Here is a 17,273-nt window from a genome sequence, read left to right on the forward strand (position 1 = left end):
CCTCGAATCTGGTTCAGTGGGGAACCCACTGGATGCTCTTCAAATCGATGCCGTCCTTGAACATCTCGTAGAGCGGCGACATGTCTCGGAGCTTCTTCACCTTGCCGACGACCAGGTCGATCACGTAGTCGACCTCCTCCGCGGTGTTGAAGCGCCCGAGACCGAAGCGGATGCTGGAGTGGGCCAGCTCCTCGTCCAGGCCCATGGAGCGCAGCACGTAGCTGGGCTCCAGGCTCGCGCTGGTACAAGCCGAGCCGCTGGAAACGGCGACGTCCTTGATGGCCATCATCAGGCCCTCTCCCTCCACGAACGAGAAGGAGAGGTTCAGGTTGCCGGGCAGGCGCTTCTCCGGGTGGCCGTTCAGCACGACCTCGTCCAGCGCCGCGGCAATGCCCTTGTGCAGACGCTCGCGCAAGCCGCGGATGCGCTCGTTCTCGGCCTTGCCCTCGCGCTTCAGGATCTCGCACGCCTTGGCGAAGCCGACGATGCCCGGGACGTTCAGCGTCCCGGAGCGGTTGCCACGCTCGTGCCCGCCGCCGTCCATCTGCGCCACGAGACGCACGCGGGGCTTGCTGCGCCGGACGTAGAGCGCGCCCACGCCCTTGGGGCCGTAGAGCTTGTGGGCGGTGAGCGAGGCCAGGTCCACGTTCATGGCCCGCACGTCGAACTCGGTCTTGCCGATGCCCTGCACCGCGTCGGTGTGGAAGAGGACGCCCTTCTCGCGGGTGATCTTGCCGATCTCCCCGATCGGCTGGATGGTGCCGACCTCGTTGTTGGCGAGCATCACGCTCACCAGGATGGTCTTGTCGGTCAGGGCGCGGCGGATGTCGTCGGGATCGACCAGCCCGTCCTTGCCGACGTGCACGTAGGTCACCTCGTAGCCCTGCTTCTCCAGGCGCTTGCACGAATCGAGCACCGCCTTGTGCTCGATCACCGTGGTGACGATGTGGTTGCCCTTCTGCTTGTAGTACTCGGCCACGCCCTTGATCGCGAGGTTGTCGCTCTCGGTGGCGCCGGAGGTGAACACGATCTCCTTGCCGCTCTCCGCGTTGATCAGCCCGGCGATGGTGTCGCGGGCGTCGTCCACGGCGGCCTCCGCTTCCCAGCCGAAGGCGTGGGTGCGGCTGGCTGCGTTGCCGAAGGTCTGGTCGAAGAAGGGCAACATGGCCTCGACGACGCGCGGATCGACGCGGGTCGTGGCGTGGTTGTCCATGTAGATGGGGAATTTCAGGGCCATGTTCAGTGCGTCTGGGCGCCTGCGACCAGGTCGGGCGCGTTCTCTTCGCTGTGCCGTTCGCATGTGGGGCAGGCGTGCACCGGTACACGCGGCTCACAAGCCGATCCGCAAGCGTTCAGGTAGCTCAGGCTCTCGACCAATTCGCGCTCGAGCTGGGTCAGCTCGTCGAGCTTGGCCCGCGTCTCCGCGAGCTTGGCCAGGTAGACCTCGGACAAGCGGCTGGCCGCGAGCTTGGCGCTCTCGGAGTCGCCCTGGGCCTTGACCAGCTCCTGGATCTCCGAGAGCGAGAAGCCGAGCGACTGCAGCTTGGTGATCCAGCGCACGCGAACCAGCGCCTCCGGCCCGAACAGGCGGTAGCGCCCCTTGCTGCGTTCGTGCGGCCGGAGCAGCCCGAGATCTTCGTACAGGTGAATGGCGCGCACGGTTTTGCCGGTGGACTTCGCGAGGTCACCCACCAGGAGGACGGTGTCCGGGCTCACGCCCAGCTCCTCCACCGGCGGCTCCGCCAGGGGCGAACGCTCGTTCGCCGGCATGGGAGCTACCTGGAGACGGACTTTCCTGGCCATAAACTCTCTCGTGCGGGACAGAACCCTTACGTATGCGTCAGGGTTACCACAGGTATCCTTAGCCGCCAGCCAAACTCGCGTCAAGCGCTGGATTTCCCGCATTCCTCGACACCATTCCCAGGCCGTGTCAAAGGCGGCGCCCCATGCTCCGCCTCGACTCGGTCGCCAAGCAGCACGGCAAGCAGATCCTGTTCGCCGACGCCTCGTTCGCGGTGTTCCGCGGCGACCGGGTGGGCCTGGTCGGTCCGAACGGCGCGGGCAAGTCCACGATCTTCCGCATGATCGTCAAGGAGGAGGACCCGGACGCCGGCCAGGTGATGGTCGACAAGGGGATCACCGTCGGCTACTTCAGCCAGGACGTCGGGGACATGTCGGGGCAGAGCGTGGTCGCCGCGACCCTGGACGGCGCCGGTCCCGTGTCGGCCATCGCGGCCCGCCTCGCCCAGCTCGAGCACGACCTCGCCGACCCGGCGCTCGCCGAGCAGATGGACCGGCTGATCGAGGAGTTCGGGGAGGCGCAGGCGCGTTTCGAAGAGCTCGGCGGCTACGCGCTCGAGGCCAAGGCCCGAGAGATCCTCGCTGGCCTGGGTTTCTCCGGGGAGGTCATGGACGGCGACGTCGGTGCGCTGTCCGGCGGCTGGAAGATGCGTGTCGCCCTCGCGCGCATCCTGCTCATGAAGCCGGACGCGCTGCTCCTCGACGAGCCGACCAACCACTTGGACCTCGAGTCCATCCTGTGGCTCGAGCAGTTCCTGAAGGCCTTCGACGGCGCGCTGATCATGACCTCGCACGACCACGAGTTCATGAACCGGCTGGTCAACCGCGTCATCGAGATCGACGGCGGCGAGCTCACCAGCTTCACCGGCGACTACGAGAGCTACCTGGCGCAGCGCGCCGTGCTGGACGCCCAGCAGCAGAGCGAATTCGAGCGCCAGAAGGCCATGCTGGCCAAGGAAGAAGCCTTCATCGCCCGTTTCAAGGCCCGCGCCAGCCACGCCGCGCAGGTGCAGTCGCGGGTGAAGAAGCTGGAAAAGATCGAGCGGGTGGAGCCGCCCAAACGACGCAAGAAGCTCCGCTTCGACTTCCCCGAGTCGCCCCGCTCCGGCGACGACGTGGTCAAGCTGGACGGCGTGAAGAAGGCCTACGGGTCCCGCGTCATCTACGACGGGCTGGACCTCCTGATCCGCCGCAAGGAGCGCTGGTGCGTGATGGGTGTGAACGGCGCCGGCAAGAGCACGCTGCTCAAGCTCGTGGCTCACGCTGCAGAGCCCGACGCCGGCCGCGTCACCGTCGGCGCCAGCGTGAAGCTCGGCTACTTCGCCCAGCACTCGATGGAGCTGCTCGACCCCGGCTCCAGCGTCTGGGACATGCTGATCGGAAAGTTCCCCCGCGCCTCGGTCGGCTCGCTCAAGACGCTGGCCGGCGTCTTCGGCTTTCCCGGCGACGACGTGGAGAAGCCCGTCAAGATCCTCTCCGGCGGCGAGAAGGCGCGCCTGGTGCTCGCGCTGATGCTGTACGACCCGCCGAACTTCCTGGTGCTCGACGAGCCGACCAACCACCTGGACATCGCCACCAAGGAGATGTTGATCGAGGCGCTGGCCGGCTACGACGGCACGATGCTGTTCGTGTCCCACGACCGCCACTTCCTGCGCCTGCTCTCGAACCGCGTGCTCGAGGTCTCGCCGACGGGAGTGCGCACGTTCGGCGGGGGCTACGCCGAATACGTGGACGAGGTCGGCTACGAAGCGCCGGGGATGCGCGCCTGAGCCGGCGCGGGGACGTCGGAGCACGTCGCGACGGAGCGCGAAACCCCGCCGCGCACGGAGCGCGCTACGCGCCGAACCGCCCGCTCGCCCTGCGCGCGGAACCCGCACGAAATTAGTGCCGGCGAGCCCCGCGCGCCCACCCCGAAACCCAGCTTGACACTCGAAGGAACGTGGGTAGAGTGCGCCCGCGCGGTGGAGCAGCCTGGTAGCTCGTCGGGCTCATAACCCGAAGGTCGCAGGTTCAAATCCTGCCCGCGCAACCGAGTGAGAATGCGGAGTTAGCCCCCACGGGCGACTCCGCTTCTTCGTTTCTTGGGCCAAGCGTGGGCCAGTCAGAGCCGACCGGCCGCAGGCGCTGCAAGGCAGCGCTCGGGCTTGCAGGGGCGGGGCGGGCCGAGCCGGGGGAAGGGATCCGGTACTCCGGTGTCCAAGCCCGTTCGACATGGCGACAAGTGGCGCATCCGCTGGACAGACGCGCGCGGCCAGCGGCAGAGCGCCGTCTTCGACGAGTTCCGTACGGCCCAGGCCGAGCTCGCCAAGAACCAGGCCGAGACCGCCGACATCCGCCGCGGGCGCCTGGCCCAGATCGACCCCGACAAGACCTGCGACGAGCTCTTCGACTACTGGCTCGACAAGCGCGCGCTGCACAAGCGCAGCTCCAAGGACGACGTGAGCATCATCCGGGCCCACCTCCGTCCGTTCTTCGGGAAGATGCGGGTGATGGACGTCGGGGTCGAGGACGGCGACGACTACATCAACGAGAAGGACGAGCTCAGCCCGAAGACCGTCTCGAACCACCTGACCCTGCTCAAGACCATGCTCAACGTCGCCGCGAGCTTCAGGGTGCCGTGGCTGACCCGGGTGCCGAAGCTCCGAAAGCCCAAGGTCTCGCTCTTCAGCACGGACTACCAGTACCTGCGCACCGACGAGGAGATCGAGCGATTCCTCCGGGCCGCGCGGGCCGAGGGCGAGTACGCCTTCGTGCTCTACGCCGTGGCCATCTACACCGGCATGCGCGCCGGCGAGCTGGCGGCGCTCGAGTGGCCGGACATCGACCTCGAGCGGCGACTGATCACGGTCCAGCGCAGCTTCGACGGGCCCACCAAGTCCGACAAGGTCCGGTACGTGCCCATCCTGACCCCGCTGCTCGGCGTGCTCAAGGAGTGGCGCCTGCGCCACCCCGGCCGTCTGGTCTTCACCAACCGCGACGCCGGCATGTACCGCGAGTCCGCCCGGATCTTCCAGGAGGTCCTGCACCGCGTGCTCGACGCCGCGGGCTTCCCCAAGGTCATCCGGGGCGGCAAGGAGCGGCCCTACGTCCGCTTCCACGACCTCCGCCACACCTTCGCCAGCCACTGGGTCATGAAGGGCGGCGACTTGTTCAAGCTCCAGAGGATCCTGGGCCACCAGTCGGTGGTGATGACCCAGCGCTATGCCCACCTGGCCCCGGAGGCCTTCCAGGCCGACTACGACCGCCTCGGGCGTGAGGCGCCCGCCACCCCGGGTCAGGTCGTGGCCTTCCCGGTCGCGGGCTCGGTCGGCTGAACGGCGTGGGTGCAGAGCCACTCGGCGAGGGCCTTGCGTGAGAACCGGACCAGGCGCGGGCCCAACCTGACGTGCGGCACGCGCTTGGTGGCGACCATGCTGTAGAGGGTGTTGACCTTGAGGCCCAGCACCTGGGCGGCTTGCTCGTACGTGATGTAGTCGTCTTCCATCTCATCCTCCTGGGCCTTGTGGCCCGCTTCGGATGCGATAGTCCCTGCCCCGGCGAAGCGCCCCTGCAAGGGCGGAGCAGGTGCTTGCAGTAGGGTCGCGCGTGCCCGGAGCGCGCCGCGCGATTCGGTGCAATGCGCGCACGATGCGGGCGTAGAAATCGCCTGAGGGGTGCGCCCTTGCCGCGTAGTGCGCGCGACGTAGACCGCGCCAACAGCGCGATTTCAACGGGAATACGCAGCGTTCCTGTCGAGCACCGTGCGCGCGTATACCAGGCTGCGGCGCAGCGAGAACGCGAGCCTCTGCGAAGCCCCCGGGGAGCGTCGCAGAGGCCTCTGAAGGACGTCGTGGAGGCGTAAATTTGGGCTCTTCTGGGCTGATTTTCACTGAACCTGGTGTTCGCCGTCCGCGGGACCTGCAGGCAGCGTGCACGCGGCATGCGTGCGGCGGTCGCGGCGGCGCCCCGGCGGCCGTGGCGGCGGCGGTGCACGACCGCTGTAACACACGGTGCTGGCACGTGATTCGGACGCTGTCTCTACCCCCGAGGCCTTCACCGTACGTATGCGAGTGGAGCGGGGGCAGCGCTCAGCCGCGCAATGGCGTCGCGAAGGTCTTGGCGAGTGACGTGCAGGTAGCGCTCCGTGGTGCGGACGCTGCCGTGACCCGCAAGGACTCGAATGGCCTCGAGGCTCGCCCCCTTTCGCGCGAGCTGGCTGCAGAAGTAGTGACGGAGGGCATGCCAGCCCCATTCGGCTAGCCCGCTCCGGTTCTCGAAGGCCTTCAACTGAGCCAGCAGGCGCTGGCGCGGCAACGGCTTGCACCGTTCGTCGCTGACGAGCAGCGCTCTGGAAGACTTACCCACGACCGCCTCGCGAAGGACCTGCTCGAGCTCCGGGATCATCGGGACTACGCGCTCGCGATTTCCCTTCGGGGCGACAAGCTCGTCGGCGCTGTACGCGCGCCGTACCCAGATGAGAAGTTGGTCGAAATCGATGTCGCCGACCTGCAGAGCTCGCACCTCGCCCTGCCGAAGTCCCGCCAGCGCGCAGAGAGCCACGGAGAGTCGGAGGCCCCGAGGCGCCGCGCCGAGGAGCGCAGCGACGTGCTGCTCGGGCGGTGCGCTCGGGAGCTTGGCGGACTCGGGAAAACGCGGAAGCACGGGCATCGTTGCCAGCTCCCTCGCGGCGACTGCCGCTCGAAGGACTGCTCGGACCAGATCCCCGTGGCCGCGGGGATCGATGCCGCGGCTCTTGCCGTTCGGCGTGTGAGTCCGCCGCCGCTGCTCGAGCTTCGCCGTGTACTTCAGCACTTCGACGTGCCCGATGGCGTCGAGGCGCATCGAGCCGAAGTGAGCCATGACGCCCTGGCGAAAGATGCCCTCGTATCGTTCCCGGGTTCCGGGGCGGAGTCGGCGCATGAAGAGAGGGCGGTACACCTCGTGCACGAACGCCTCGAACGTCTTCATGACCTGCGTCGACTCGAAGGGTGAGCCTGTGCGCGCCGCGAGATCGATGAGCCGTTGAGCTTCGGCTCGCGCGGCCGTCGGAGTGCACGTGTGCGCGTCACGGCGGTAGCGTCGGCGCGTGCCGAGCGCGTCCAAGTAGAAAAAGTCGATAACCAAGCGGGGCCGCCCCGCACGCTTCGCTTGCTTGACTGGCGACTGGCTGCTCATTCTTCACCTGTGGGCTCCGGCGCTGGTTTTGGGACGCTCCATCCGGCCCGGGGGCGGTCAGCCTCCAAGCTTTGGCTTCTCGGTCTGGCAGTTCGTGAGATGCTGGCCCCGGGCTATTGTCAGCAATCGAAGCGCCCAGACCGCAGGAGGATTTGGAGTGGCCGTAGGAATCTACGTGATCCGCGACGACGGGAAACTCGTGGAGATGGCGAGTCAGAAGTACGACTCTGAAGATTTGCTCCAGCGGCTGTTGGCGGAATACCCGAGCCTCCTCGCGGGAGATCAGATCGACCCGACGTCGCCCCGCAGGTGGTTGCTCGTATCGCGGGAAACGGGGGTGCCGGACGCGACGGGTGCCGCTGACCGGTGGGCCTTGGACCACTTGTTCCTCGACCAAGATGGCATCCCCACACTTGTCGAGGTGAAGCGGAGCTCCGACACCAGAATTCGCCGCGAGGTCGTGGGCCAGATGCTGGACTACGCCGCCAACGGCGTAGCGTACTGGCCAGCAGACCAGGTCCGGAGCTCCTTGGCTTCTCGCTGCGAGGCGAGCGGTTCCAACATCGATCACGTACTGCGCGAGTTCCTCGGGCCCGACGTCGAGCACCAGCAGTTCTGGAACCAAGTCGAGACCAACCTCCACGCGGGCCGGATACGCATGGTGTTCGTCGCGGACGAGATCCCGCAGGAGCTGCGGAGGGTGGTGGAATTTCTCAACGAGCAGATGCACCCCTCAGAGGTGCTCGCCGTGCAAATCCGATTGTTCGCTGGCGAAGGGCTTCGAACGCTCGTGCCCCAGGTCTTTGGCATCACGCAAAAGAGCATCGACGACAAGCGGAAGGGGCTTCCAGGGAAACGGAAAAAGTGGGACGAGGGCTCGTTCCGCGAGGCCCTAGCCCAACAAGCCTCGCCAGACGCCGCGCACGTAGCGCTCACGCTGCTCGACTGGTGCAAGAAGAACGCAGAAGTAGTCTTCGGGACGGGGACGGCGAGGGGCTCCTTCGTACCGAGCTTCGATGACGGCGCGCGAGGCTTTCGACCGTTCAGCGTGTGGACAGACGGCACTCTCCAGGTCCAGTTCGGATACCTCGACAAGCACCCGTCGCTCTCGAGCGAAGCCGCGCGCCGCGAGCTCGCGTCGAAGTTGAACGCCGTCCCCGGGATCGGCGACGACGAACTGACGGGCTGGCCACAGTTCTCTCTGACGGTTCTGGCCGACGCCGCTGGGCGCGGACTTTTCTTGGATGTCATCGCGTGGGCGGCAAACAAGGTCGTGACTCAGGCTGGCAGCACGTAGTGGCGGCCGCAGTGACGGGCGCGGTATCGCGCACTCGGATCGCCGGCGTCAGTTCGCGGCGCACCGCGCGCTGCGCTTGCGACCTCGGGATGCTCTGAGTAATGATCGGTGGAGGGAACAGCGATGCGATTGAGCACGTGGAACTGTCGAATTGGAGCGTTTCGCCGCAAGGCTGCGAGGGTCGCCCGCTTCAAGCCAGACGTGCTGATCGTCCCCGAAATGGAAGAGCTCGAGGGCGAGCTCTTCCTCGACGGAGACCATCAGCCAACGTTCCGCCAGAGATGTAGCGGGCCTGGATGGAGCCGCGGCCTTGGCGTGCTTTCATACACTGGCATTGAGCTCGAGCCTGCGTTCCACGCATCAGAAGCGATAGCGGGCTTTTGGCCATTCACTGCACGACGCGGAGACCTCCGGTTCCAGGTGGCAGCAGTGTGGACGTTCAAAGAAGAAGCGAAGCCACGCGAAGCCTACCTGCAGGCCCATGCTGGAATCGATCATTACCGGGGATGGATCAAGCAGTTGCCAACGGTGCTTCTTGGCGATTTCAACGTCGACGCAAGTCGCGATCATCGCCAATGGGCGGACTTGATTGCGCGCACGGAGTCTCTGGATTTGGTCAGCGCGTACCACCACTTTTTCGCTGAGGTGCCCGGAAGCGAGCGCCGCGCAACGCACTTCCATGGAGGGAAGCCGAACAGCAAGTTTCACTTGGACTACTGCTTTCTCCCGCGCGACTGGGCGGACCGCTCGCTGCATGTCCGAGTGGGCGCGCATGAGGACTGGAGCGACGTGAGCGACCACGTGCCGTTGATCGTGGACGTCGACGTGTAGACGTACGCGCCCCACATGCCGAAGCTTCGGCGCCGCGCGGCTCGCGTCGTCGCTGAGCCTCGACGCCACAGCCGCTGGTGTCCGGCATTCGGTAAGTGCCCTCGGCGCCCCGTCTTGACCTGATCGCCGAGCTCAGCGGGGCATCTGCCAGGGCAGGAGCACTTCGCCGCGGTCAGCAGCCCTGATCGCTTCGCGGAGGTACGCGGCCGGGGCGACCCCGTGGAGCTTCGCGCGCGGACGGGATCAGCCCTCATCCCACTTGCCAACGAAATCACCGAACGACTTCAAGTCCGTGCCGTGTGCAGCACCTGGGCTGGCGGGACACGCGCGTCGACTGGTAGGGTGTAGGCATGGACTATTGCGATGCCGATAAGGTGCGGGATGACCTGCGGAGCCTCAAGTGGGACCTTGAGAGCAAGCTGAACGACATTGATACGCAGCTGGGCGCCAGTGACAAATATCTGCGCGAACTCGATGCCGCCCTCATGAAGCGGCTGGATGGCCTTGAGGGCAAGCTGCACGAACTCGATGCCGCCCTCATGAGGCGGCTGGATGACCTTGAGGACAAGCTGCCCGCGGTGGCACTGACGAAGAGCCCCTGACGCCTTGCGCGCCAGCGCAGGACCACCCCACGTCGCGCGGGTCACGCCGATCTGGCCGGGGGCTCGAGTTCCCGCAGGTACCGGGCGTGCCTTCGAAATGCGCTGACAGACAGTGAGCTCCGAGCGGAGAGTTCAGCCGTCGAGACTGGCCTATCGGCACCGCCGAGCGCAGCGAGAACCGCGAGACGGTTGTGCAGTCCGCGTGGTGACCTGCAGTCTAGGAATGCTCCGGCGAACGCAACGTCCATCTCCGGGAGCTTGTCCGCCATCACCGTGACACGCCTGAGCAGTGCGAGCGAGCAGTCGTCGCCGGTGAAGAGGCGCAGGTGATCACGCAAATTGCTCGCGAGGGCCGCGCTAACTTTCGAAGGAGGGTGGCCATCGAGCCAGGACCACATCGACGTGATCGCTGCCGCGGTCGTCCGGTCCCTCCGCATGTAGAGTGATTCAGCGGAGCCGTCAGACATCACCGCGAATGCGGACACCGCGCCAAGTGTTCCGCGATCTAGAAGCAATTGCGCGGCAGCACCACGGGACGTCACGAAGACGGTCTCGTTGACGTGCTCACCACGTTGCGGGTGAGACAGCACTGTCCTTTCGCCGCTGCGCTCGGCCACAATGACACCGTCTCCAAGGTGAGCCGCGAGGTAGCGCTCACCTTTGACGGCCACGAACAGCAGGGTGCTTGCGAAATCGGAGACCGACGCGCCGAGCGCTCGAGCGTCCTCGGTGACTGACGCGACAACAGCACCGACGATCTTCTCACGCCCGGCGTCGACCGAATCGTCGTAGAGGGAGTCGAACGAACCCGTGACGAGATCGAGAGCCGTCGAGACCGCGGTCTGCGCGCCGCGGCCTGAGTGTCGAGCAGAGCCCGCACCGTCAGCGAGCGCGATGGCGACGACGCCGCCTGCGCGCCGGCCAGCGACGGCGTCCTGGCATGCCACGCCAGCGCTCTCATGCGACCGTCCCACTACGGCTGCGCTCGAGAACATCCATCGGCTCAGAGGTCGGCCCATCCCTTGATGCCCTTCTCGTCGAGCGGAACGCTCTCGCCCGGAATGCTCTGAGATACGCGGGATACGCTCTTGCTCAGCCACTCGAAGAACGCCTTGAAGTTCAGGCCCTGAAGGCGCAGCGGCGTGCGCTTTGGTGAGAAGCGCGCGAGAACTGCCATGTCGGCACCCGGTCCGATGCCGATCGGGAAGAGTGTGAGCTTCTTGGCGTCGGCGAGGCAGACCGTTCGCTCCACGGCGGCTTGAACTACCTCAGCGCCGTCGGTGGGCTGGCCGTCGGTCATGAGCACGAGCCACGGCTGGTAGTAGTCGATGCCAGCCTGCGAGTACTCCTTCTTCCGCGCTTCGAGCAGGTCCAGCGCCAGATTCACGCCGCCTCCGAGCGGTGTTGCTCCGTCCGCCCGGAGGACCGGAACCTGTTGGCGGGCAATGGACCCGAAGTCGAGGAGCTTCTCCGCGCTACCGCCGAACGTGACAACGGCAATTTCCGCAGCGTACTTCGCGACCTCATCGTCCTGAATCGCGTGAAAAAACAAGCCGACGCCTTCGTTGAGCTCGGCGATCGGGGCCCCAGCCATCGAACCGCTCGTGTCGAGGCAGAGGCAAACGGGCACTCGAGCCGTCGGGTTGTTCACGAGTTCATCGCGTCGAACTACTAGATCCTCATTCATTGTTGTCTCCTCCGACCGTCACGGTCCTAGAACTTGAGCCACCGCGCAAGCATGTCGAGCACGCTCTCGCCCCTCGGCGCTGCGGGCGCCGGTACCGCCGTGCTCGGCGTTGTGGGCCCTGGCGACACGGTGCCCGACGCTTCAGGCGCGCGCAGCACCGTGCCCGTGCGGTTCTGTCTGCGGCACGAGGTGCATTTCTTGGGAAGGGAGAGCCCCTTCCGTTTGAAGAAAGCGCGGTCCGTCGCGGTCATCTCGAACGCCTGTCCGCACATCCGGCACTGCCGAGTCTGTGAGTGGACGCGACATTCGTGACAGATAGGTTCTCGTCCGCCGGCCCGCCGCACCTGACTCATCCTGAGAACGAATTCGCGCTCGCACAGGAAGCAGTTGGCCCTCGTCTCCTCGTTCTGGCACTCGGGGCAGAGCGGTGGCCCGTCGGTCTTGTCGAACTGGCCGAACTCTCCGCCGCATTTCGAGCACGCCTGCCATGTTCCACCCTTTCTGATGACATCAGACTTCTTCAGGCGCTTGAACGTGGTCGGGAAGATCTCATTCGACACGTGACAGCGAGTCAGATCGTTGAAGTACCGATGCATGATGTCCAGCCAGTCGTCGGTTGTCGGGCGGGCGCCATCAACGAAGACATCGTGGAAGACCTCCTTCATGTAGAAAGGGAGGTGGCTCCACATGAATCGCCACGGACCGGCAGGGACGCCCTTGCCTCGTTTCTCCGCCAGTCCGTATGGGAAGTGTCGCCGCCGGACGTTCTCTGCGGGATCGCCGCCGCCCGCGTGAGAGTACGGCGGCTTGCCAGGCATCAAGATCATGAACACCAGCGTCGCTACCGCGAACCGCTCGTGAGTGAAGTCGCGCAGAATAGACGCAAGGTTCCTACCAAGTAGGTCAGGTGGCAGAAACGTCGCGGTCCCGACCGGACACGCGAAGTCCTCGACTTGGTAGCTATCTGTGTCGACGAAGTAGACTGACTTCTCGTCTGCGACCAGGATGTTTAGTGGGTTGATGTCGCCGAGGAGCACGTTTCGCAGGTGCAGGACCTGAATCGACTCAAGAATCGAAGTCGCGAGCGCGACCAACTCGACGCGCCCCCAATTGGGGAATGCTCGCTCGAGCAGCGGCTTGATGAAGATCGTGCGCTGCAGTTCGCGTCCTTGCGCTCGCTCCATGAAGTACCCGACGAACTCGCCGCGGTCGTTCGTGGTGATGCTACGTGGCCAGCATATGCCCGCGTGTCGGACTGGGTGCTGCACCATGAGCGAGATCTTCTCGCGGGTACCCGCGGTAAGCCGAGATCCCTCGTAGACCTTGCAGACAAGGCCCCTGTCGGTGGCGTAGACGGCTCCCTCCCCTCCGGCTCCGAGTTTCTCTCCAAGGCGAAACGGGTTACCGGTCGAATCCAGCAGGATCGATCCTTCGCCTATCGGGGAGCTGATGCCAAGCACGCGCGTGTCGGTCCGCGGAGCCCCCGAACACAGTCGGAAGCGCTTCGGTTCAGGCGCGCCATCTTGCCTCGTGCGCGGTACGTATTGCGCCGCCTCAACTTCGTGCCAAATGGCGCCCTTCGGGTGGGACGGATCCAACTCCCAGCGGTCCAGCCCTCCACGTTGACCCACGCGTACGGCGATAATCGACTTCGAACGCGAGACAGAGGCACGGTGGCCGAGGCGAAGCGTGTCCGCAGCAAGGGCGCGATCCTGCGTGACGAGACAGAAGTGGTACTTCTCGCAGAAGCGCGTGATGACCATCTGGATGACGTTGTCCGTGAAGGTCTTCTCACTCCCACCGAAGAAATCGGCGAGCCCCATCGCACGGTAACGTCGGAGAAGATCATCGGCGCGCTCGGCTTTGCCTCTCAGGACGGGGTCCGCGGCCTCCAGGTGCCGCTGGACTTCCTCGACAACCTGAACGGGTACGACCAGCTTCTGGCCTGTTTCGAGAACCACTGGGATGAAGAAACGCTCGAGCATCGTGTCTGCGTGCTCGTGCATCCAGCTCGATGTATCGACAAGGACGCGTAGCTCGCGTTTCTCGCCGGGAAGCCGGAGTGCATTGCTTTCACCCATGAGGCATCCTACCTCTCGAGGCGACCCAACCGGCAGAGTGCGCTACCGGTCCGAGTGTCGCTCGCCCTCCGGACCAGCAGCCCGAAACCGCCCAGCAAGGGGCGAGCCTAACACTCGAGCCTGCAAGTTCAACGCTCACCCCGTCCTTTCGTTCGAAAGCTGGAGCACGGAAAGAGAGCGACGGCGGGGCCTCCCGGTCGGCTGAACAGAGTGGGAGTCTTCGCAAGCCGCGGCGTTGCCGTCGCGCTCTTCTGAGCCCCTCTCGACCCGTCGAACTCGACCGGGTTGACGCAACCGAGGCGAGAGCGGCGCGGCTCGACGTTGTGGAATTTGTCGATGTACCGCCCGATGCTGTCCCAGAGCCTCGATGTCCCCATCAACGAAACCCAACCCTCCCCCCACCGCCCCCCGGCTTCACCCGTTCCTCCTCGACGAGTTCGGCAACAAACGCCTCCGCCGTCAGGTCACCGCCGAGCACGTCTACCCGCCTCGCCACCGCCGCGAAGTCCCCCGGCGTGATCTTCGAGAGCTGATCGAGGGCGGCCCGCGCCCTCTCATCGCCCACGACGACTCCCCTCGCCCCGAGCGTCGCCACCAGCAGACGCCAGCGCTGCTCCGGCCGCATGGGATCGAAGCGCAGCTTGAACGCAAACCTCCGCAGGGCCGCTGCGTCCAGCGCCTCGAACAGGTTGGTCGCGCAGGCGAACAGACCCTCGAACGACTCCATCTGCATCAGGAGCTCGTTGACCGCGGTGATCTCCCAGCTCCGCACGGCGCGGCTGCGGTCTTGCAGGAAGCTGTCGGCCTCGTCCACGAAGAGGAGCGCGCCCTCGGCGGCGGCGCGGCGGAAGGCGGCGGCGATGTTGGCCTCGGTACCGCCGAGCCACATGCTCAAGAGGTCCGAGCCGCGCGTCACGTGCAGCGGCACGCCGAGTCGATCGGCCAAGTGCGCCACGAAGGCCGACTTGCCCGTGCCTGGCGGGCCGTACAGGCAGAGCGTTCCTTGCCGGGTGCGGGCTAGACCGTCGATGATACGGCTGAGGTTGGCGCTCGCGTTCACGAAGCTCGGATCGTACGCGCACGCCTCGAGGCGGGCCGGCCGCCGTGGCGAGGGGGCGCCCTCGACGCGGAGCGAAGAGTCGATCACGCGCGCGACCGTGCGCTCGGCGTCGTCGGCGCCCTTGACCGCGACCAGCCTCGCGACGCGCGCGGCGCGGGCCACGTGCCCGGGGCGAATGCGCGAGTCGGCGGCGTGGCGCTCCAGCCACGCTCGGCCTACGCCAAGGGGACCGACGGCGGCCTCGAGGATCTTGCGTCGCACCGGCGCGGGCGGCTCGCGCACCTCGATGGCGAGGTCGAAGCGCCGCAGGTAGGCCGGATCGATGTGGTCCACCGAGTTGCTGATCCAGAGCGTCGGCGTGTGGTTTCCCTCGAGCAGCGCGTTGACCCAGCCCTTGCTCCCCCCGACCTCCCTCCGCAACCCTTGGCCCACCTCGAAGCGCGGAAAGGCGTCCTCGGCCTCGTCGAACAGCACGGCCGCGTTGCGGGCGCCGCTGAGCAGGCGCTGGCACACGGTGTACGCGCCGAGGCGGTTGTGGCCGTGTACGGCGTCGCCATCGCGGTCCTCCACCACCACTTCGTGCAGCGTCGCGCTGGCGGCCCGCGCGAGGGCACGCGCGAGCGCCGTCTTGCCCGTGCCCGGCGGCCCGTGGATCAGGACGTTCACCCCCGCCGCGCGCTTCTTCCTCGCCCCTCGCAGGAGCCGCACCGCGAGCTCTGCGTCCACGCGCAGGTGTGGGAAGTCCTCCAGCGTGCGCTCGGGCTCGGGCCCCTTGCGGAAGAAGCAGCCGAGCAGAGCGTCCGCGCTCGCGTACTCACCCCCAAGGATCTCATCGAGCCCCGACATCAGCGCAAAGGGTATCGCGCCACGCCAGTGCGACTCAGCGGGCCCGAGCAACCGCATGCGATAGAGCACCCCGCTGGGCCTGAGCGCGTCTTGCACCGCCTTCGTCGGGCGCGCCATGCCACAGGCCATCATCGCCAGCCGGGCATTAGGCCGCGGCGCCGCCTGAATGGCCGCCTGCAGCGCCTCCTCTTGAACGAGCATGGCCGTGAACAGCAGCACGTCGCGCTCGACGGGGTTCAGGCCCAGCTTCTCCGCAAGCCACGTCACGTTGCGCTCGCGCGGGTCCGGCTCGAGCTCGCCCTGCTCGAGCTGGGCAAGCCAGGCACCGAGCTGCTCCTCGAGGGCGTCAATGTCACCCTCCTGCGTTTTCGGATCTCGGGAGTGCGGGCGCCGTACGCCCAGCGCGTCCGCGATGTTGCGCTCCGGCCAGTCGCCTTCGTCCCACAATCGCCGCGCGAGCTTCCCACGCACGAGCATGCGCAACAGCCGAAGTCCCAGGTGTGTGCGCACGCGCGACGGCGCAACCCAACGCCCGGTGCCCTCCGAAACCCCGAGTCCGGGCAACACGCCCTGGTCCGACGCGCGCTCCTTCACGGTCGCTCCCACATCGGCTCCATCTGCACTCGCTGCCACATGCCTCTAATACGCCAAGGGTCCGACGTGACCTGTCGCATGCTCGCGAGCCAAGCTTGGACTCGCAGCAATGTCTCGTGCTCCACGGGCGCATTGGCCGGGCCGTGGATCTGCTCGAGCTCCCAGTTGTCACGGTCGCTGCGCAGGCTGAGCGTCGCGCGTTCGGGGGCGAGCACTCGATACACGTACACCTGCCCTGCCGCGACGCGCCGGATGTACGACGCGACGCAATGGTGCATCTCACGGCCCTCGGCCAGGATCTCGGCCGCGGACACCAGCGGCACGATCGCGTCCGTGCCGGCCACGGGCGGAGGCGGGATCACCATGCTCGCGAGCTCCTCGCTTTCGCTCCGATTCAGTGTCTCGGCGAGCTCATCGTGCAAGCGCCGAAGCTCCGTCACCGAACGCATCGGTCCGAACCGCTGCCCGAGCTCCCCGGCCATGCGCACGGTGTCGTCGAGCATGTAGGCCAGACGTTCGAGCCCCGCCTCCGTCGGGTCGCTGCCCACGTCGTCGAGGAACGTGTGCGTCACGTGCGAGACGAGCTGCGGGTCGGTCGCAATGCGCAGGACGCAGCGGTCCAGGGACGGCAGGTGCAGCAGCGCCTTCGGGATGGGCTCGGCGCACAGCGTCCGACGCAGGTAAAGCAGCCCCCGCACGGTCACCGCGCTTGGCCGCACTTTGGCAAGCACGCGGACGACCGTCGGGCGGGCCGGAAAACCGAGCCATTCTGCGATCTGCGGGCGTCGGCGCCGAACTACGCGCCGCGCCGAGCGAAAGGGCTGGCTCTCCGGCCGCGGTCGAAACACCCAACTCGACGCCATGGCGTGCGCGAGCGCAAGGTTGCCTTCGGCGAGCTCGTCCGCACCGGGGACGCGAGCGAGCAGCGTGATCAGATGCCAGTGGCGCTCGGGCAGGGCGCCAGCCAAGGACAGCACTCTCTCGGGAAAGCGCACCAGGAAGTCGCGCGCAGCTTGGCTCCGTAGCGTCAGCCCCGCGCGCAGGCGCCCGAGCGCTTCGGCGCCCTCGCCCACGCCCTCGAGCAGTCGCACCCTCCGCATGCTGCGCTCAACGAAGCGCGGGTGGGTCGCCGCGCCGATGCGCCAGAGGATGGGCTCTCCCGGGCGGCACCCCCGCCACGGCTGGCCGTCGGCTCGAAGCCACGCCCTCGGGTCCGGCCACGCGCGGAGCACGGTCACGCGCGAGTCCTCGAACATGAGGAGCTTGTCGTCCTTCAGCACCCAGCCGCGGCGGAAGGGACGCGTCATCTGGTGATGACTCG

Annotated in this window: 14 protein-coding genes and 1 tRNA gene; 6 read left to right on the forward strand and 9 right to left on the reverse strand. The window is 66.7% G+C overall.

Going from position 1 to position 17,273, the window contains the following annotated elements:
• Positions 1-13 precede the first annotated feature (13 nt).
• The gene (locus HS104_26860; GenBank protein ID MBE7483587.1) at positions 14-1,231 is read right to left on the reverse strand and encodes an IscS subfamily cysteine desulfurase; all 1,218 of its coding nucleotides are present in this window, start codon (positions 1,229-1,231) and stop codon (positions 14-16) included.
• A gap of 8 nt (positions 1,232-1,239) precedes the next feature.
• Complete coding sequence (locus tag HS104_26865; GenBank protein MBE7483588.1) at positions 1,240-1,692, reverse strand: MerR family transcriptional regulator; 453 nt, start codon at positions 1,690-1,692, stop codon at positions 1,240-1,242.
• A 254-nt stretch (positions 1,693-1,946) separates the two neighbouring features.
• Here HS104_26865 and HS104_26870 point away from each other — a divergent pair, with 254 nt between their 5' ends.
• From HS104_26870 to HS104_26880, 3 genes are all read left to right on the forward strand, one after another.
• Positions 1,947-3,569: an ABC-F family ATP-binding cassette domain-containing protein gene (locus HS104_26870; protein ID MBE7483589.1), complete on the forward strand. Its 1,623-nt coding sequence runs from the start codon at positions 1,947-1,949 to the stop codon at positions 3,567-3,569.
• Positions 3,570-3,755: 186 nt separating this feature from the next.
• Positions 3,756-3,829: transfer RNA gene (locus HS104_26875), tRNA-Met, on the forward strand.
• A 163-nt stretch (positions 3,830-3,992) separates the two neighbouring features.
• Positions 3,993-5,114: a site-specific integrase gene (locus HS104_26880; protein MBE7483590.1), complete on the forward strand. Its 1,122-nt coding sequence runs from the start codon at positions 3,993-3,995 to the stop codon at positions 5,112-5,114.
• Here HS104_26880 and HS104_26885 read toward each other — a convergent pair.
• On the reverse strand, positions 5,075-5,284 hold the full coding sequence (locus HS104_26885) for a helix-turn-helix domain-containing protein (GenBank protein ID MBE7483591.1): 210 nt from the start codon (positions 5,282-5,284) through the stop codon (positions 5,075-5,077). The two genes, HS104_26880 and HS104_26885, sit on opposite strands and share 40 nt — an antisense overlap.
• A gap of 548 nt (positions 5,285-5,832) precedes the next feature.
• Positions 5,833-6,747: a tyrosine-type recombinase/integrase gene (locus tag HS104_26890; GenBank protein ID MBE7483592.1), complete on the reverse strand. Its 915-nt coding sequence runs from the start codon at positions 6,745-6,747 to the stop codon at positions 5,833-5,835.
• 382 nt (positions 6,748-7,129) lie between these two features.
• Here HS104_26890 and HS104_26895 point away from each other — a divergent pair, with 382 nt between their 5' ends.
• The 3 genes from HS104_26895 (at position 7,130) to HS104_26905 (ending at position 9,684) form a co-directional block, all read left to right on the forward strand.
• Complete coding sequence (locus tag HS104_26895) at positions 7,130-8,251, forward strand: hypothetical protein (GenBank protein ID MBE7483593.1); 1,122 nt, start codon at positions 7,130-7,132, stop codon at positions 8,249-8,251.
• 123 nt (positions 8,252-8,374) lie between these two features.
• Positions 8,375-9,082, forward strand: coding sequence for an endonuclease/exonuclease/phosphatase family protein (locus HS104_26900; GenBank protein MBE7483594.1), 708 nt, complete (start codon positions 8,375-8,377; stop codon positions 9,080-9,082).
• Positions 9,083-9,432: 350 nt separating this feature from the next.
• On the forward strand, positions 9,433-9,684 hold the full coding sequence (locus tag HS104_26905; GenBank protein ID MBE7483595.1) for a hypothetical protein: 252 nt from the start codon (positions 9,433-9,435) through the stop codon (positions 9,682-9,684).
• 41 nt (positions 9,685-9,725) lie between these two features.
• Here HS104_26905 and HS104_26910 read toward each other — a convergent pair whose 3' ends face one another.
• The 5 genes from HS104_26910 to HS104_26930 form a co-directional block, all read right to left on the reverse strand.
• Complete coding sequence (locus tag HS104_26910; protein MBE7483596.1) at positions 9,726-10,631, reverse strand: protein phosphatase 2C domain-containing protein; 906 nt, start codon at positions 10,629-10,631, stop codon at positions 9,726-9,728.
• 56 nt (positions 10,632-10,687) lie between these two features.
• Entirely contained in the window at positions 10,688-11,371 is a 684-nt protein-coding gene (locus HS104_26915; protein MBE7483597.1) for a VWA domain-containing protein, read from the reverse strand.
• 26 nt (positions 11,372-11,397) lie between these two features.
• Positions 11,398-13,452 (reverse strand): zinc-ribbon domain containing protein, encoded by a 2,055-nt coding sequence (locus HS104_26920; protein ID MBE7483598.1) that lies wholly within the window; start codon positions 13,450-13,452, stop codon positions 11,398-11,400.
• A gap of 376 nt (positions 13,453-13,828) precedes the next feature.
• Positions 13,829-15,835: an ATP-binding protein gene (locus HS104_26925; GenBank protein MBE7483599.1), complete on the reverse strand. Its 2,007-nt coding sequence runs from the start codon at positions 15,833-15,835 to the stop codon at positions 13,829-13,831.
• A gap of 113 nt (positions 15,836-15,948) precedes the next feature.
• Entirely contained in the window at positions 15,949-17,259 is a 1,311-nt protein-coding gene (locus HS104_26930) for a PcfJ domain-containing protein (protein MBE7483600.1), read from the reverse strand.
• Positions 17,260-17,273 lie beyond the last annotated feature (14 nt).

It is taken from the genome of Polyangiaceae bacterium (assembly GCA_015075635.1).
Taxonomy (GTDB): Bacteria; Myxococcota_A; Polyangia; order Polyangiales; family Polyangiaceae; genus JADJKB01.

What these genes read in the sequence shown, in the direction of transcription:
- HS104_26870 (MBE7483589.1), top strand. Translation starts at nt 1,947, where the DNA reads ATGCTCCGCCTCGACTCGGTCGCCAAGCAGCACGGCAAGCAGATCCTG.
- HS104_26885 (MBE7483591.1), bottom strand. Translation starts at nt 5,284, where the DNA reads ATGGAAGACGACTACATCACGTACGAGCAAGCCGCCCAGGTGCTGGGC.
- HS104_26890 (MBE7483592.1), bottom strand. Translation starts at nt 6,747, where the DNA reads ATGAAGACGTTCGAGGCGTTCGTGCACGAGGTGTACCGCCCTCTCTTC.
- HS104_26900 (MBE7483594.1), top strand. Translation starts at nt 8,375, where the DNA reads ATGCGATTGAGCACGTGGAACTGTCGAATTGGAGCGTTTCGCCGCAAG.
- HS104_26905 (MBE7483595.1), top strand. Translation starts at nt 9,433, where the DNA reads ATGGACTATTGCGATGCCGATAAGGTGCGGGATGACCTGCGGAGCCTC.
- HS104_26915 (MBE7483597.1), bottom strand. Translation starts at nt 11,371, where the DNA reads ATGAATGAGGATCTAGTAGTTCGACGCGATGAACTCGTGAACAACCCG.
- HS104_26920 (MBE7483598.1), bottom strand. Translation starts at nt 13,452, where the DNA reads ATGGGTGAAAGCAATGCACTCCGGCTTCCCGGCGAGAAACGCGAGCTA.
- HS104_26925 (MBE7483599.1), bottom strand. Translation starts at nt 15,835, where the DNA reads ATGCTCGTGCGTGGGAAGCTCGCGCGGCGATTGTGGGACGAAGGCGAC.
- HS104_26930 (MBE7483600.1), bottom strand. Translation starts at nt 17,259, where the DNA reads ATGACGCGTCCCTTCCGCCGCGGCTGGGTGCTGAAGGACGACAAGCTC.